The sequence below is a fragment of the Mesorhizobium terrae genome, assembly GCF_008727715.1.
GTDB classification, from domain to species: Bacteria; Pseudomonadota; Alphaproteobacteria; order Rhizobiales; family Rhizobiaceae; genus Mesorhizobium; species Mesorhizobium terrae.
The window spans coordinates 1,493,311-1,508,792 of the sequence record NZ_CP044218.1; the positions used below are offsets into that span (position 1 = coordinate 1,493,311).

Consider the following 15,482-nt stretch of genomic DNA (forward strand, 5'->3'; position numbering starts at 1 on the left):
CGCATAAGAAAACGATAAGGGAACCCGGCAAAGACCGGAACAACGGAGAACATCGATGACCGAGATCATGAAGACCAAGCTCAGCCGACGCACCGTCCTCGGCGCCGGCGTTGCTGCTGCGAGCGTGCTGGCCATGCCGGCAGTCCTGCGTGCCCAGGAAAAATCGCTGAAGGTCGGCGTCTATGGCGGCTACTTCAAGAAGTCTTTCGACCAGCACATCTTCCCCGAGTTCACCAAGGCAACCGGCATCACCGTGGAATCGGTGGCCGAACCGACCGGCGAGGCGTGGCTGGTGCAGCTCGAGCAGGCGGCCAAGGCTGGCCAGGCCCCGGCTGACCTGTCAATGATGTCGCAGACCTCGACGCTGAAAGGCCAGTCGACCGAGCTCTGGCAGCCGCTCGATACCTCCAAGTTCAAACATTACGGCGATCTTCTGCCGCGCTTCATCAACAAATATCCGGATGGCCGTGTCGCCGGCATCGGCGCGGTGGCCTGGTATATCACGCTGGTCACCAACACCAATGTTTACAAGGAGGCTCCCAAGTCCTGGGACGCGCTGTGGGACAAGGCCAATGCCGACAAGCTCGGCCTTCTGGCGCTGGCTTCCAACTCCTTCCTGCTTGAAGTGACGGCCAAGACCTTCATGGGCGGCACCAATGCGCTCGACACCGACGAGGGCCTCGACAAGGCATTCGCGAAGCTCGCCGAAGTGAAGCCGAATGTGCGCTTGTGGTATCGCGACGAAGCACAGTTCGAGCAGGCGCTGAAGTCGGGCGAAATCCCGATGGGCCAGTATTACCACGATGTGACCGGCCTGGCAGCCAAGGACGGCCAGCCGGTACGCTCGACCTTCCCAAAGGAAGGCGGCATCCAGGATTCCGGCAACTGGGTTCTGTCGCGCGCCTCGAAGAAGGTCGACGAAGCCCATCTCTTCATCGACTATATGAGCCAGCCCAAAGTCCAGGGGCTGATGTCGCGCAACGTCGGCACTGCGCCGACGCTGAAGCGCGAGGTGCTCGACCTCACGGCAGCGGAATTTGCCGCGGTCTCTTCCGACATCGAGCCGATCATTCCGCGCTATGACCTTTATGTGTCGAAGGCCGACGCGATCAACCAGAAGTGGACCGAGTTGATCGTCGGCTGATTTTCCCATCCTCTCCCTGAGCGCAGGGAACAAGGGATATAGCCTTCGGGCGGGGAGCGAATACTATGCTGCAAGGCGGGTTCGCTCCCCGACTGCTATCGGCGCCCGGTCGGTCTCCAGAAGAGGCGGCCGACGCCAGATAACCGAAACATCCGCATGCACGACCAGCCAAGCAGGATAACGCCATGTCCGGATTGTCCATAAACGCGATCACCAAGCAGTTCGGCGATTTTGCCGCCGTCGACGATGTCAGCCTGTCCGTGCCGCACGGAAAATTCGTCTGCCTGCTCGGCCCGTCCGGCTGTGGCAAGACCACATTGCTCAGGATGATCGCCGGGCTGGAGGAGCCGACCAGCGGCGCCATCGTGCTCGATGGCGAGGAGATTACCAGCATACCGACGCACAAGCGCAATCTCGGCATGGTGTTCCAGTCGCTGGCGCTGTTTCCACACCTGACGGTCGGCGAAAACATCGCCTATGCCTTGCGTATCCGTGGCGCCTCCAAGGAAGACCAGCGCAAGCGGGTCAACGACCTTCTCGCCATGATCCACCTGAACGGCTTCGCCGACCGGCCGGTGGCGAAACTTTCAGGCGGCCAGCGCCAGCGCGTGGCGATCGCCCGTGCGTTGGCGCTGTCGCCCAAGCTGTTCCTGCTCGACGAACCGCTCTCCGCTTTGGACGCCAAGCTGCGCGAGGCCATGCAGGTGGAATTGCGGCAATTGCAGCAACGCCTTGGCATCACCACCGTCGTCGTAACCCACGACCAGCGCGAGGCGATGACCATGGCCGACCTCGTCGTTGTCATGGGCAAGGGCAAGATCCTGCAGGCTGCATCGCCCATCGAGATCTACCGCAAGCCGGCCGATGCGTTTGTCGCCGATTTTATCGGCATCACCAATCTGTTGCCGGCCGAGACCGACAGCGCCGGCCGCACCACGGTGTTGGGTTCCGCAGTGCCCGGCATCGCCCTGCCCTCCGGCTCGGCCAAAGCCACCATCTCCATCCGCCCCGAAGACATTCATTTCTCGGCCCCCGGCGCCGGTTCGATTGCCGGAACGGTGAGCTTCGTGCGCGATCTCGGCGGCACCATCGAAACCTTCGTGGAAGCCAGCGGAACCACCATCGTGGCGGTGGCGACGCCACGCGAGCGGCCCAATGTCAGCGTCGGCCAGGCCATCGGCGTGGTGCTGCCTCCGGAAAGCTGCGTGGTGCTGCAGCCATGAGGCGCGAACGCCCGAAAACGCTCGCCGACTACGCACCGCTGTTCTTCCCGGCACTGATGCTTGTCGTCTTCTTCGTCGTGCCGTTCTCGATCATGATCGCGGTGAGCTTCTTCAAGCGCAATCCGTCCGGCTTCTACACGCCGGATTTTGTGTTCGACAATTACGCGCGCTTCCTCACCACCTTCTTCGGTTCGGTGCTCGGCTTCTCGCTGATGCTGGCGATCCTGGTCGCGGTTTGCTGCGTGGTCATCGCCTTTCCCTTCACTTACCTCCTGACCAAGCGCCCGCGCGCCGTGCAGACAGTGTGGCTGGTCGCACTGCTTTCGGTGCTGTCGCTGTCGGAAGTCATCATCGGTTTCGCCTGGTCGACGCTGTTTTCCCGCACGGCCGGCATCACCAATCTTTTTGTCGCCATCGGGCTGATGAAAGAGCCGGTGGCGCTGCTGCCGAGTTTCTGGGCCGTGCTGACCGGTATGGTCTACCAGGCTCTGCCCTACACGATCCTGGTGCTCTATCCGGCTCTGGTGCGGTTGGACCCGACCTTGCTGGAGGCCGCACGCACGCTCGGCGCCTCGCCGGTGCGTGCCTTCTTCAACGTGGTGACGCCGGCGCTGCGCAACACCATCGTGGCGACACTGATCATGGTCTTCGTCTTTGCGCTCGGCTCCTACCTGTTGCCGCAGATCCTCGGCAGGCCGTCGAACTGGACGCTGTCGGTGCTGATCACCGACCAGGCGATCTACCAGTCCAACATGCCGTTCGCCGCCGCCATGGCCGTGTTCCTGGTTCTGATCTCGCTGGCGCTGGTCGGCCTCACGCTGCTCGTCGGCCGCAAGGAGAACGCGCTATGATCGTGCTTCGCCGGCTCTATTTCGTGCTTGTCGCGCTGTTCCTGGCCGCGCCGCTGATCGTCGTCGCTGGCGTCTCGGTCAACCAGAAGCAGGAACTGACCTTCCCGCCAAAGGGCTTTTCGCTCTCCTGGTACGGGCAGATCTTCAACGATCCGGAATGGCGGCTGGCGCTGATCCATTCGGTCACGCTGGCTATCTGCTCGGCCGCGATCGCCGTTGCCATCGCGCTGCCGCTTGCCTGGTTCCTGTGGCGGCGCATCGCGCCCTGGGCGAACATCTTCCAGGTGCTTGGTCTCGCACCTTTCATCCTGCCGCCAGTCATCACCGCGCTCGGTTTCCTGAGCTTCTGGGCAACGGTCGGCCTGTTCGGGCAGTTCTATACGGCCATCATCAGCCATGCGATCTTCTTCGTGACGCTGCCGCTGGTCACGCTTTCGCTCGGCTTCGCGTCCATCGACCGTTCGCTGGTGGAAGCCGCCTCCACCATGGGCGCCGACGACCGTACCGTGCTGAAGACCGTGGTGTTGCCACTGATCCTGCCCTATCTGGTCTCGGGCTTCGCTTTTGCCTTTGTCTTGTCGCTCAACGAATATATCGTTGCCTACATGACTATCGGCTTCACCACCGAGACATTGCCGATCAAGATTTTCAACGCGCTGCGCTACGGCTACACGCCGACCATGGCGGCGGTGTCGATCTTCTTCGTCACGGTCGCGGCGTTCGTGTTCGGCTCGATCGCCTATTTCGGCGACATCCGCCGGCTGCTTGGAGCGATGTCGTCGGATACCTGATCCCGGGAAGCCGGGATCAGTGCATCACGATCGGGCCGGTTCTTGCCGGCAGCCGGTCGCGACGCAACCAGCGGGTCAGCAGCAAAACGGCCACCACAGCCAGCCCTGTCGACAGACCCATCCAGATGCCGACCCCGGCAAAGCCAAAATGGAACGCAAGCAGCGCACCAAGCGGCAGCCCGACGCCCCAATAGCCGAACGCCGCGTAGATCATCGGCACGGTGGTGTCGTGCAGGCCGCGCAACATGCCGGCACCCACGGCCTGCGCGCCGTCGACGATCTGGAAAAGCGCGGCAAACGCCAGGAACGAGACGGCGAGGTCGACCACATGACCGTTCACCGGGTCGGCCACGTCGATGAAACCGCTGATCAATACGCGCGGCCAAAGCAGCATGGTGAGCGCTGTCAGCGACATGAAGCCGACACCCATCGCATAGGAGGTCCAGCCGGCACGGGTAACACCCTCCGGGTCACCGGCGCCATGGGCCAGCCCCACCCGCACGGTGACTGCTTGGTTGAGACCGAGCGGCACCATGAAGCTGATCGAGGCGATCTGCAGGGCGATGGCATGCGCCGCCAGCGACGGCGCGTTGATCAAGCCCATCAGGAAGGCAGCGGCATTGAAGATCGTCACCTCGAAGGCCAGAATACCGGCAATCGGCAAGCCAAGCTTGAGCAGCGCCTTGAAGCGCGGCCAGTCGGGTCGCCAGAAACGGCCAAACAGGTGATAGCGACGGAACTTCTTCTCCAGCGTCACCACGAGCACCATGCCGACGAACATCAGCACCGACGAGATGGTCGTGGCCAGTCCGGAACCGGCAATGCCAAGACGGGGCGCGCCGAGATTGCCGAACATGAACATCCAGTTCAGCAGCACGTTGGTTGCCACGGCGACGAAGACGATGACTAGCGCCCAGCCTGGGCGCTCAAGCGCGGAGATGAAGGAGCGCAGCACGATGTAGCCATAGAAGGGCAACACAGCCCACTGCAGCCAGCGCAGATAGATGCCCGCCTGGTGGGCGAGCGCCGGCTCCTGCCCCATGGCAAGCAGGATCTTTTCGCCGTTCCAAAGGAATATCCAGACCGGGATGGCGATAAGGACGGCCAGCCACAGGCCCTGGCGCACCGTGCGGCGCACATCGCGCACTGAATGGCGGAAACGCCCGAGTTCCGTCGCCATCATCGGCGAGGTGGCCAGCATCAGGCCGAGGCCAAAGATCAACGGCATGAAATAGAGGTTTGAGCCGAGCGCGCCGGCGGCGAGCGTGTCGGACCCCAGCCTGCCCATCATCATCACGTCGGTGGCCGTCATCGCCGTCTGGCCGAGATTTGTCAGCACCATCGGCCAAGCAAGCGACAGCGTCGCCTTGATTTCGGAGCGCCAGAGGCTTCCCGGCGCTCTCACGCCGGCTTCGATCGCGGACATTGTCTCTACGTCCCATTGCGGTGCGTCGGCATCAGCCGGAAACCGCGTCTGGCCGGAAACGGGATGGTTGCCGGCTGAATTGCGGTTTTCGTTGAATGCCGGAACCTTGGCAAGGGCCCGTGGCTACGAAAAATTGATCCAGAGCGACCGTTCAAGACCGCGCTTCCAAAAAGAAACCCGCGCAGGTGGCATCCTGCGCGGGTCTTAGGAATTGATATCGGCAGAAACCGCGATCAGCGCAGCGGCGGCGCGTACATCAACCCGCCCGCGTTCCAGAGCTTGTTGATGCCGCGATCGATCTTCAACGCGCTCGACTGGCCGAGATTGCGTTCGAACATCTCGCCGTAATTGCCGACCTTGGAGACGATGTTGTAGGCGAAGCGCGGATCGAGCCCCAGTTGCTGGCCATTGTCGCCCTCGACACCGAGGAAGCGCTTGATGGCCGGGTTTTGCGAAGCCAGCCCGGCTTCTGCGTTCTTCTGCGTCACGCCGAGTTCCTCGGCCTCAAGCAGAGCGAAGAGGGTCCAACGCACGATGTTGAACCACTTGTCGTCGGCCTGGCGCACGGCAGGACCAAGCGGCTCCTTGGAGATGATCTCCGGCAGCACGGTATAGGCTTCGGGATTGGTCAGCTTGAGACGCTGCGCATAGAGCGCGGAAGCATCGGTAGTGTAGACGTCGCAGCGGCCGGTATCGAAGGCCTTGATGATGCCGTCGGCGGAATCGATCACCACCGGTTCGTATTTCAGCTTGTTGGCGCTGAAATAGTCGGCGGTGTTCTGCTCGGTCGTGGTGCCCTGCTCGGCGCAGACGGTCGCGCCGGAAAGCTTCAGCGCGCTGTCCACGCCGATATCCTTGCGCACCATGAAACCCTGGCCGTCATAATAGATGGTACCGACGAAGTGGATGCCGATGCCGGCATCGCGCGACAGGGTCCAGGTGGTCTGGCGCGACAACAGATCGACGGTGCCCGACTGCAGCGCCGTGAAGCGCTCCTTGGTCGACAACGGCACGAAGCTGACCTTGTCCGGGTCGCCCAGAACAGCGGCGGCAACGGCACGACAGAAATCGATATCAAAGCCGTGCCATTTGCCGGCGTCATCCGGTGCCGAGAAGCCGGCGACGCCCTGGCTGACGCCACAGGTGACAGTGCCGCGCTGCTTGACGATGTCCAGCGTGTCGGCGACCGCCGGGACGGCCATTGTCGCCGAGCCGGCGAGCAGTGTCGCTGCGAATAGATGTTTCTTCATGTTCTCCTCCCTGGTTGTTCGAGGCAAAGCCTCTCCTGACGCCGGCACGGCAGCGCCGGCGTTGATCGATTGTCCTGCTGTGAATTCACCTGCCGGCCGATGCCGCCAGGCGAAACTGTCGTCGCGAACCGGCTAACGTTCGGCCAGCACCGCTGCGAAGGTCTCGTCCAGAGCGCTCACCAGATGATCGGCATTGGCACGGCTGAAGATCATCGGAGGACGCATCTTGAGCACATTGTCGTGTGGCCCCTCCGTGCCGATCAGCACGCCGCGCGCCCGGACACCGTCATTGATGCGGCGGGCGAGTGCGGTTGCTGGAGCCTTGGTCTTGCGGTCCTCGACCAGCTCGATGCCGAGGAAAAGGCCCATGCCGCGAACGTCGCCGATGATGTCGTAGCGCGCCTGCAATTCACGGAAACGGTCCATGAGATAGGTGCCGACCTCGGCCGCGTTCTGGCGCAGACCGTCTCGCTCGATCACGTCCAACACCGCCAGCCCTGCTGCGCAGGACACCGGGTTGCCGCCGAAGGTGTTGAAATACTCCATGCCGTTGTTGAAGGAGGTGGCGATCTCCTTGGTGGTGACCAGAGCCGCCATCGGATGGCCGTTGCCGATCGGCTTGCCCATGGTGACGATGTCGGGCACCACCCCTTGCGTCTCGAACGCCCACCAATGCGTGCCGACACGGCCGAAACCGACCTGCACCTCGTCGGCCACGCAGACGCCGCCGGCGGCGCGGACCAAGGCGTAGACTTCCTTCAGGTAACCTTCCGGCAGGAATACCTGACCAGCGACGCTGGGGATCGATTCCGCCATGAACAGTGCCGGGGCGCGACCCTGGCTGGCCATTGCCGCGATCTGCTCGGCGATGCTTTCGGCGAAGCGTCTGGCGTGTTCTTCGGCCGGCCAGTCGCCCGGCGCGCGATAGCTGTCGGGAATGACCGCTTCGAAGACATGCGCCGGCCGACCCTTTCCGCCCTTGCGCTTGTATTTGTACGGGCTGAGGTCGATCAGCTCCTGCGTCGTGCCATGATAAGCCCAGTCGAGCACGATGGCGTCGGAGCGGCCGGTATGGGTGCGCGCCATGCGCAGCATCAGGCTGTTGGCCTCGCTGCCGGAGCAGGCGAAGGACGCCACCGAAAGCCCCTCGGGCAGCGTCGCTGTGAGGCGTTCCGCGTAGGTGACGATCGCATCGTGCAGATAGCGCGTGTTGGTGTTGAGCTTCGCCGCCTGCCGGGCAATCGCCTCAACCACGTCGGGATGGGCGTGGCCGAGATGACAGACATTGTTGAAGCAGTCGAGATAGGCGCGACCACGGTCGTCGATCAGCCAAGGACCCTCGCCGCGCACAAACTTGATCGGTTGCGAGTAGGAGATCGACAGGTTCGGCAACAGCGCGGTCTTGCGCGCAGCCACGATCTCGGGGCGAGTGCGGCCGGTCTGCACGAATGTCTCCGGCGGGATACCGGCGAGTTCGGCGGCATCAGGGAAGAGCTCGCGCCAAACCTCGAGATAGCGCGCCTCGCCGACGCCCAGAATGTCACGCGCGGCAAGCTGCGGGTCCGCCGATATCTGGAAATGCAGATGCGGCGCCCAGCCGCCGTTCTCGGCGGCAACGCCCATCTCGCCGACGATAGCGCCGGCTTCCAGGCGCTGACCCGGCTTCAGCCGCGACATCGCCTCATGCGCGAGATGCCCCCACAGCGTCACGAAGGGCGGACAGCCTTCCGGCCGATGTTCCAGCGCCACCAGGCAGCCGTAACCCAGCCGGTCTTCTTCGATCTCGACGCTATTCACCGTGGCGGCGAGCGGCGTGCGGACCCTGGTTCCGGCCGGCATGAACAGGTCGAGGCCGAGATGATGGATGCGACGCACGCCTTCGATGAAACGCGAGCGGAACATGTCGCTGGCATAGACCGTGCGCGCCTCGCCCCACGGACCAATCCCGAGCTCGATGTTGTTTTCGGCGCTATAAGCATCCCACCAGGCACTAGCTTTCGCCGGCTGCTCGGCCGCCGAGGCGACCGTCATCGGGTGCTGCGGGTCGCCATAAGGAACCAGCGCCTTGACCAGCGTCGCCGGATGGCGATCGAGGATCGGGACAAGTTGCTTGCGGTTGGTGGAAATCCAGGCAGCGAGCGAGCGAGCGCCGGGTGCCGCATCGAAGCCGCAGGCGTGGCGCAGGATCGCCGTTGCGAAACGCGGGTTCATCGCATCGAGCCGGCGCAGCATGCGCCAGGCCGGCGCCTCGCTGATCGCCAGATAGGGATTGTCGCCGGTCTGCTGCCGGCGCAGCGCCGACAATGTGACGCTGGTAACCAGCCGCATCGCGATCAGGTCGAAGAGGAGGTCCACCTCTTCCTCGCGCAGCGGATATTCGGCGTGGAAGCCGGCAGCGAGTTTGGCCGCGGCGCCGATCGGGTCCTCGGTATCGAGAATGGCATAGGCGCAGGCAACCGCGACTTCCGCGATCAGCGGCGCATGCAGGGCATCGCCGAAATCGATGAGGCCGACGACGTGGGCCTGATCGTCGGCATCGACCAGCACGTTCCAGTCGTTGGCGTCGTTGTGGATGACCTGCGCGCGCAATGCCGGCAGGCGCGGTGCAACTTCGGCGTCGAAGCGGTCGAGGAAACGCTCGAGCAGCGCGCGGTCATTCGCATCGAGCACATGCTCCAGGCGACGGCGCGAGGCACCGGCACGGCGGATGTCCCAGTCGAAGCTGCGCAACGCGCCCGGGTGAATGAAGCCCTGCAAGGCACGATCGAGCCGGCCGAGCGCGCGGCCAAGGCTGTCGAGAGTTTCAGGCGTGCGTTCCGCTTCGGCCAGCGGCTTGCCAGGCAGCCACGAAACCAGCCGCAACGCGTGCTTTGCGCCATTGCTATCCGCGGCAAAAGCCAGCGTGGTGTTGTCCAGCGTCTTCCTGAGCGTCGGGACAGCGAGATTGGCGCCGGTACGCGCAAGATGATCGAGCAGCGCGGTCTGGAACTCGCTTTCGCTGCGCGGTTCGCTGGCGTTGACGACCTTCAGGATCCAGTCGCCCTCTTCGGAGGCCAGCCTGAAGTTCTGGTCGCGCTCGCTGTCGAGGTTACCAACCGAACCGGTCACACCGAAATGACTCGCCGCGAGCGCCCTCGCCTCGACCAGGGAGAAATTGGGTGCCGGGTGGGTAATGTTGGTCATCGCAGGTCCGGATTTGATCTTGATGGAGCTTGGCACGCGCCGAAAAACCGGGCATCTGGCAAAACGTCGGTTGGACCGGCACTATGCCTGCTTCGACCGGCACATTAACGGCGCATGGAAATCGGCCATGAAGGAACTCGACGCCAAGGACCGGGACATCCTCGCGATCCTCTCGAAGGAGGCGCGCATTCCGCTCAAGACGCTGGCTGCAAGGATCGGGCTCTCGCGCAGCGCCACCAGCGAACGCGTGGCGCTGCTTGAAAAAAGCGGTGTCATCCGCGGCTATCGCGCCGATATCGGGCAACTGGAGCAAAACCAGGTTTTCGCCTTCCTGATGGTGACGCTGGTGCGCACACCGTCCATCGGTATGCTCGACCAACTGGCGCGTCATCCCGAGGTCAGGCGCGTATCCTCCATCTCCGGCCAGGTCGACCTCGTCGTCGAGGTGGAAGTGCCGTCCATCGACCGGCTGAACACGCTGCGCGATCTGATCGCCTCGCACCAGAGCGTCGAGGACCTGACTTCGCTGATCGTGCTCAGGCGCGATATCGATCGTATCTGACCACCTGGCCAGCCCCGTCGCGACGGTGATTTGTCAACGCACGCCCTTGGCGGTAGCGCGGCCGGCGCCGCGGCCCGAGAAGATGCAGCCGCCGAGGAAGGTGCCTTCGAGCGCGGCATAGCCATGCACACCGCCGCCGCCGAAACCGGCCACCTCGCCAACGGCATAAAGGCCCTCGACCGGTTGGCCGTCCGCACCCAGCACACGGCTGTCGAGATCGGTCTGCAAGCCGCCCAATGTCTTGCGGGTGAGGATGTTCAGCCGCACCGCGATCAGCGGTCCGTTGGCGGGATCGAGTATCTTGTGCGGCTTGGCGGTACGGATCAGCTTGTCGCCGAGATAATTGCGCGCGCCGCGCAGTGCCATCACCTGCATGTCCTTGGAGAACGGATTGTCGAGCTGCATGTCGCGCGCCCGGATTTCGCGCTCCACCTGGCCGATATCAAGCAAGGGTTCGCCGCCGGCCAGCCCGTTCATGCGCGCAACCAATGCCGGCAATTCGCGCTCGACAATGAAGTCCTCGCCCTTGTCGAGGAAGGCTTTTACCGGCCCCGGAATGCCGGAGGTGGCGCGCCCGATCACCTGGCGCCAGCTCTTGTTGGTCAGATCGGGGTTCTGCTCGGAGCCTGAAAGCGCGAACTCCTTGCGGATGATCTTCTCGGTCAGGATGAACCATGAATAGTCGAAGCCGGTCTTCATGATATGGGCGAGCGTGCCCAGCGTATCGAAACCGGGATAGAGCGGCACCGGCAGCCGCTTGCCGCGCGCGTCCAGCCAGATCGACGACGGGCCGGGCAGGATGCGGATGGCGTGATCGGTCCAGATCGGCGCCCAGTTCCTGATACCTTCGACATAGTGCCACATGCGGTCGCGGTTGATGATCGAGCCGCCGGCGCTTTCGGTGATTGCCAGCATGCGCCCGTCGACATAGTCGGGCACGCCGGTGATCATGCGTTTCGGCGCCTTGCCGAGCCGCTCCGGCCAATTCCTACGGACCAGATCGTGATTGCCGCCGATGCCGCCGGAAGCCACGATGACGGCTTGCGCCTTGAAGGCGAAATCGCCGGCGACAGTGCGCGCGCTCTTATGACCGCGCTCGACGCTGCTTTCCTCCAGAACCTCGCCGCGTACGCCATCGATCGCCGTGCCGCTTTTCGTCAGCTCGCTGACGCGATGACGGAATTTGAAGGTAATCAGCCCCTGCTTCTCGGCCTCGCGCACCCTCAGGACGAAAGGTTCCAGCACGCCCGGGCCCGTGCCCCAGGTGACGTGGAAGCGCGGCACCGAATTGCCGTGCCCCACCGCATTGCCGCCGCCGCGCTCGGCCCAGCCGACGACGGGAAAGAACTTGATGCCGCGTTCGGAAAGCCAGGCGCGTTTCTCGCCGGCGGCGAAGCCGACATAGGCCTTGGCCCATTCGCGCGGCCAATGATCCTCGGGACGATCGAAGGCGGCCGTCCCCAGCCAGTCCTCGAGTGCGAGATCGTGGGAATCGCGGATGCGCATGCGCCGCTGTTCGGGCGAATCGACCAGGAACAGGCCACCAAACGACCAGAAGGCCTGCCCACCGAGCGATTGCCGCGGCTCCTGGTCGACGATGATGACCTTCTTGCCCGCCTCAGCGAGTTCGGCAGCGGCAACCAGCCCGGCAAGGCCGGCACCGACGATGATGACATCTGCGTCGTAGGCCATCGTTCCCCTCCCATCCAGCGCCTACGCCCAGCCCGTTCTCCATCCCGGCCGGCCGTCGCGTGTCGTCGTCAGACCGTCTCCCAGCCGTCTTTGTCGCCAGCGCGGAAGATTGCGTCGATGACCTTCTGGTTCGACACGGATTCTTCCAGCGTGAACACGCGATCCTTGCCGCCGCGCGCCGCGCGCGCGAAAGCCTCCGCTTCGAGCCGATACTGCTGCGTGCCCGGAAAGCGGAATATCTGGGCCTCGGTATGGTTGTGGTTGTGCAGCTCGATACGATGATGATCGTAAGCGCCAGCATTGAAAGGCGCGGCCACTTCGATGAAACCCGCGTCGCCGTGGAACACCATCGACTGGCGCCCGGCCATCTGCGTCGAGACGTAGAAGGACAGTTCGAAGTCGCCGAAATCGGCGCGTACCGAGGAATAGACGTCCGTGCCGAACGCCTTGTCGCGCTCGATGCTGGCCTGGACGCGCAGCGGTTCCTTGTCGGTCGTGAACCGTGTCGCCACCGTCGGGTAGACGCCGATATCCAGCAGGCCGCCGCCACCCAGCGCAAGCTGGTTGCGCATGTTGGTCGGGTCGACGTTGAAATAGGTGAACGCGCCCTGGACATGGCGCAAGCGGCCGATCGCACCGTTGGCGATCAGATCGCGCACCTTGATCCACTGCGGGTGGTAGATCACCATGAACGCCTCGCACACCAGCACATTGTGCTGGTTGCGCAATTGGATCAGCGGCAGGATGTCTTTTGCATCGAGGGCCAAGGGCTTTTCCACCAGGACATGCTTCTTGGCCTTGATCGTCTTGGCGGTCCATTCGACATGCTGCGAGGTCGGCAACGGAATGTAGACGCCGTCGATATGCGGCGAAGCCAGCAACTCGTCATAAGAGCCGAAGGCATGCGGCGCGCCGAACCGGTCAGCCAGGGCCCTCGCCTTGGCGACGTCGCGGCTGGCAACTGCCGTCAGCACGCCATTTTCGGAATCGGCAATGGCCGGCAGCACCTGCTCGCGCCCGATCTTCGCCGTCGACAACACTCCCCACCGGAACATCGGGCCTCGCCTTACAAGATTCGACGGTGGCGAGATTTGCCCGAAACGCAGCGAAAAGCCAGTGCCGTTGGGGTGGGTCGCAACAGGCCAGGAGCAGAATCTAACCGCGCCGGCCGGCAAGCATCATGTCGAAATCGACGACGTTGGAATAGAGCGGCGTGCCGACATCCATACCATAGCGCGAGCGCAGCACTTTGCCGGTGACATGGAACTGGATACCGCCGGCGCCCGATGATTTGAGTTCGGCAACGAACTTTTCCGGCATTGTCCGACCCCGCGCCGTCAAGCTGCCGGTGATCAATGCGGAGGTGTCGCCGGTCCGCCTTACGCTATCCGAACGGAAGCGGATTTCCGGTGAATTGGCCGCGTCGAAGACGGCGTCAGAACGCAGGAAAGCATCGATGCGCTGCTCGCCAGTGGTGACGCTGGCCGGGAAGATGGTGATATCGACTTCCGAGTGGCCGGCATCGCCACGGTCGATCCTGATGTTACCGGAAAAGTGGGCGAAAGCGCCGGCGAGGCTGCCGCCGCCGGCCTTGCCGATCGAAAAGCGGATGTTCGAACCGGCCTGGCTGATGGTGTAGCGGCCGGCGGCTTCACCGAGCGATATGGCAGCATGGGCGGCGGATATGGCGACCGCAGCCGTGGCGATCGCCGCGATAGCCAGACTGCGGGTTCGCATGAGAGTTTCCTCCATGGCCGCCCGACCAGCAGGCCGGCGGCATTCGACATGTCAACGCCTCGTCGCCGGCGCCTATTCCGACTTGCGGCCATCACACCGGCGTGAAGGCGAAATCATGCGGACCAGAACACTATCCCGCCGCCAGAAATGGTGATGCAGCGCGGCCAGGACATGCACCCCAATCAGCGCCATGCCGACGTAAGCGAGATAGGCATGCGTCGCCGTCCAGAAATTCTCGGCGGCCTCAGAGGAGCCGAACGGCAGGTTTGGCATGACGAACAGACCGAAGGGCATGCTGGGAATTTCCAGCACCGAGACCGAGACCAGCGCCCAGCCAGTGAGGGGCAAGGCGAGTTGCAGCGCGTAAAGCGCGAAGTGAGCGATCGGTGCCACTAGCCGTTCGAGCCGCCCCGTGCCGGCGGGCAGTTCAGGCATCATACTCGTCAGCCGCCAACCCAGCCGCAACACCACAACGCCGAGGAGCAGGAACCCGAGCGATTTGTGCAACTGGATCAGTTCGAAGGCGGTACGCTGGCTCGACAATTTCGTCATGACGATCCCAAGCGCCAACTGAGCGATGAACAGCACGCCAACGGTCCAGTGCAGCAGGATCGTGATCCAGCCGTAACGGGTCGGTGTGTTTCGGATTAAGGACGTCATGGCTTGCAAACGACCGTCGCATCGCCGTTCTTCCACCAGGCAGGCTACTCCCGCCAGCGAAAAAAGTCGACGAAAGCGCGGAGCGCCGGACGCATCTGACGGCGGCTTGGATAGTAGACGTAGAAACCGTCGAAGGGTGGGCACCAGTCTTCCAGGACGCGCACGAGCGCGCCGGATGCCAGTGTGTCCTCGACATAGTCCTCGAAGACGAAGGCAAGGCCGGCGCCGTCGACGGCCGCCTGGACAATCGAATCGTCGATACCGAGGATCAACGGCCCTTGCACAGGCAGTTCGATCTCCTCGCCGCCTCTGGCGAATTCCCAGCGATAGAGCACGCCGCTGGAAAACCGGAAGCGGATGCAACGATGCTCCAAAAGGTCGCGAGGGTGTCGCGGTTTGGGCATCGTCGCGAAATAGGAAGGTGCGCCAACGACCGCACTGCGGATTTGCGGACCGATACGCACGGCGACCATGTCCTGCTGCAGGCTTTCGCCAAGACGCACGCCGGCATCGAAGCCACCCTCGACCACGTCGGTGAAACGGTCCTCGATGGCAATGTCGAGAACGATATCGGGATAGGCCAGCGTAAAGGCGGCAAGCTTGGGAGACAGCACCAGCTTCAAGGCGGTTCGAGGCACGGTCAGTCTCAAATTGCCGGCCGGCCGGTCGCGTACCTCGACGGCCGCCTCCAGCGCCAGATCGATTTCGGAAAGGGCCGGCCGCAGGCGCTCTAGCAACCGGGCTCCTTCCTCGGTAGGCGCGACCGAGCGTGTGCTGCGCGCGAGCAGCCGCACGCCGAGACGGGCCTCCAGGCTGGAAACCGCATGGCTCACCGCTGACGGCGCGATGGCCAGATCCCTGGCGGCGCCACGAAAGCTGCCCTTGTCGGCAACGGCGGCCAGAACGGCCAGCTGGGCGAAATGCGTTCGATCCATTGTTCTAAACTTTAGAATAGATCGTGCG

At 63.5% G+C, this 15,482-nt stretch carries 13 protein-coding genes; 5 read left to right on the top strand and 8 right to left on the bottom strand.

Features of this window, described 5'->3' with window-relative positions; translation table 11 throughout:
• Positions 1 to 55 precede the first annotated feature (55 nt).
• The 4 genes from FZF13_RS08365 (at position 56) to FZF13_RS08380 (ending at position 4,009) form a co-directional block, all read left to right on the top strand.
• Positions 56 to 1,144, top strand: coding sequence for an ABC transporter substrate-binding protein (locus tag FZF13_RS08365; protein ID WP_036253386.1), 1,089 nt, complete (start codon positions 56 to 58; stop codon positions 1,142 to 1,144).
• 185 nt (positions 1,145 to 1,329) lie between these two features.
• On the top strand, positions 1,330 to 2,367 hold the full coding sequence (locus FZF13_RS08370; RefSeq protein WP_024924219.1) for an ABC transporter ATP-binding protein: 1,038 nt from the start codon (positions 1,330 to 1,332) through the stop codon (positions 2,365 to 2,367).
• On the top strand, positions 2,364 to 3,218 hold the full coding sequence (locus FZF13_RS08375; RefSeq protein ID WP_024924220.1) for an ABC transporter permease: 855 nt from the start codon (positions 2,364 to 2,366) through the stop codon (positions 3,216 to 3,218). Before FZF13_RS08370 ends, FZF13_RS08375 begins: the two co-directional genes overlap by 4 nt.
• The gene (locus tag FZF13_RS08380; protein WP_024924221.1) at positions 3,215 to 4,009 is read left to right on the top strand and encodes an ABC transporter permease; all 795 of its coding nucleotides are present in this window, start codon (positions 3,215 to 3,217) and stop codon (positions 4,007 to 4,009) included. The genes FZF13_RS08375 and FZF13_RS08380 overlap by 4 nt, the downstream gene beginning before the upstream one ends.
• A 16-nt stretch (positions 4,010 to 4,025) precedes the next feature.
• Here FZF13_RS08380 and FZF13_RS08385 read toward each other — a convergent pair whose 3' ends face one another.
• The 3 genes from FZF13_RS08385 to FZF13_RS08395 form a co-directional block, all read right to left on the bottom strand.
• On the bottom strand, positions 4,026 to 5,435 hold the full coding sequence (locus FZF13_RS08385; RefSeq protein ID WP_024924222.1) for an MATE family efflux transporter: 1,410 nt from the start codon (positions 5,433 to 5,435) through the stop codon (positions 4,026 to 4,028).
• Positions 5,436 to 5,668: 233 nt separating this feature from the next.
• Entirely contained in the window at positions 5,669 to 6,685 is a 1,017-nt protein-coding gene (locus FZF13_RS08390; RefSeq protein WP_024924223.1) for an amino acid ABC transporter substrate-binding protein, read from the bottom strand.
• A 132-nt stretch (positions 6,686 to 6,817) separates the two neighbouring features.
• On the bottom strand, positions 6,818 to 9,868 hold the full coding sequence (locus FZF13_RS08395) for an aminotransferase class III-fold pyridoxal phosphate-dependent enzyme (RefSeq protein ID WP_024924224.1): 3,051 nt from the start codon (positions 9,866 to 9,868) through the stop codon (positions 6,818 to 6,820).
• A 127-nt stretch (positions 9,869 to 9,995) separates the two neighbouring features.
• Here FZF13_RS08395 and FZF13_RS08400 point away from each other — a divergent pair, with 127 nt between their 5' ends.
• The gene (locus tag FZF13_RS08400; protein WP_024924225.1) at positions 9,996 to 10,430 is read left to right on the top strand and encodes an Lrp/AsnC family transcriptional regulator; all 435 of its coding nucleotides are present in this window, start codon (positions 9,996 to 9,998) and stop codon (positions 10,428 to 10,430) included.
• A 33-nt stretch (positions 10,431 to 10,463) separates the two neighbouring features.
• Here the strand turns inward: FZF13_RS08400 and FZF13_RS08405 are convergent, their stop codons facing one another.
• From FZF13_RS08405 to FZF13_RS08425, 5 genes are all read right to left on the bottom strand, one after another.
• The gene (locus tag FZF13_RS08405) at positions 10,464 to 12,122 is read right to left on the bottom strand and encodes an FAD-binding dehydrogenase (protein ID WP_024924226.1); all 1,659 of its coding nucleotides are present in this window, start codon (positions 12,120 to 12,122) and stop codon (positions 10,464 to 10,466) included.
• 68 nt (positions 12,123 to 12,190) lie between these two features.
• Positions 12,191 to 13,177: a Gfo/Idh/MocA family protein gene (locus tag FZF13_RS08410; RefSeq protein ID WP_024924227.1), complete on the bottom strand. Its 987-nt coding sequence runs from the start codon at positions 13,175 to 13,177 to the stop codon at positions 12,191 to 12,193.
• A 100-nt stretch (positions 13,178 to 13,277) separates the two neighbouring features.
• Positions 13,278 to 13,859: a YceI family protein gene (locus FZF13_RS08415; RefSeq protein WP_024924228.1), complete on the bottom strand. Its 582-nt coding sequence runs from the start codon at positions 13,857 to 13,859 to the stop codon at positions 13,278 to 13,280.
• A gap of 72 nt (positions 13,860 to 13,931) precedes the next feature.
• Positions 13,932 to 14,519 carry a cytochrome b gene (locus FZF13_RS08420; protein WP_024924229.1) on the bottom strand — a complete coding sequence of 196 codons (588 nt, stop codon included), beginning with the start codon at positions 14,517 to 14,519 and terminating at the stop codon, positions 13,932 to 13,934.
• A gap of 44 nt (positions 14,520 to 14,563) precedes the next feature.
• A complete protein-coding gene (locus tag FZF13_RS08425; protein ID WP_024924230.1) occupies positions 14,564 to 15,454 on the bottom strand; it encodes a LysR family transcriptional regulator in 891 nt (296 codons plus the stop codon).
• Positions 15,455 to 15,482: the final 28 nt, after the last annotated feature.

Coding starts and splice junctions, on each gene's coding strand:
- FZF13_RS08365 (WP_036253386.1), top strand. CDS start 56: ATGACCGAGATCATGAAGACCAAGCTCAGCCGACGCACCGTCCTCGGC.
- FZF13_RS08425 (WP_024924230.1), bottom strand. CDS start 15,454: ATGGATCGAACGCATTTCGCCCAGCTGGCCGTTCTGGCCGCCGTTGCC.
- FZF13_RS08405 (WP_024924226.1), bottom strand. CDS start 12,122: ATGGCCTACGACGCAGATGTCATCATCGTCGGTGCCGGCCTTGCCGGG.
- FZF13_RS08390 (WP_024924223.1), bottom strand. CDS start 6,685: ATGAAGAAACATCTATTCGCAGCGACACTGCTCGCCGGCTCGGCGACA.
- FZF13_RS08375 (WP_024924220.1), top strand. CDS start 2,364: ATGAGGCGCGAACGCCCGAAAACGCTCGCCGACTACGCACCGCTGTTC.
- FZF13_RS08385 (WP_024924222.1), bottom strand. CDS start 5,435: ATGTCCGCGATCGAAGCCGGCGTGAGAGCGCCGGGAAGCCTCTGGCGC.
- FZF13_RS08415 (WP_024924228.1), bottom strand. CDS start 13,859: ATGCGAACCCGCAGTCTGGCTATCGCGGCGATCGCCACGGCTGCGGTC.
- FZF13_RS08395 (WP_024924224.1), bottom strand. CDS start 9,868: ATGACCAACATTACCCACCCGGCACCCAATTTCTCCCTGGTCGAGGCG.
- FZF13_RS08410 (WP_024924227.1), bottom strand. CDS start 13,177: ATGTTCCGGTGGGGAGTGTTGTCGACGGCGAAGATCGGGCGCGAGCAG.
- FZF13_RS08380 (WP_024924221.1), top strand. CDS start 3,215: ATGATCGTGCTTCGCCGGCTCTATTTCGTGCTTGTCGCGCTGTTCCTG.
- FZF13_RS08400 (WP_024924225.1), top strand. CDS start 9,996: ATGAAGGAACTCGACGCCAAGGACCGGGACATCCTCGCGATCCTCTCG.
- FZF13_RS08370 (WP_024924219.1), top strand. CDS start 1,330: ATGTCCGGATTGTCCATAAACGCGATCACCAAGCAGTTCGGCGATTTT.
- FZF13_RS08420 (WP_024924229.1), bottom strand. CDS start 14,519: ATGACGTCCTTAATCCGAAACACACCGACCCGTTACGGCTGGATCACG.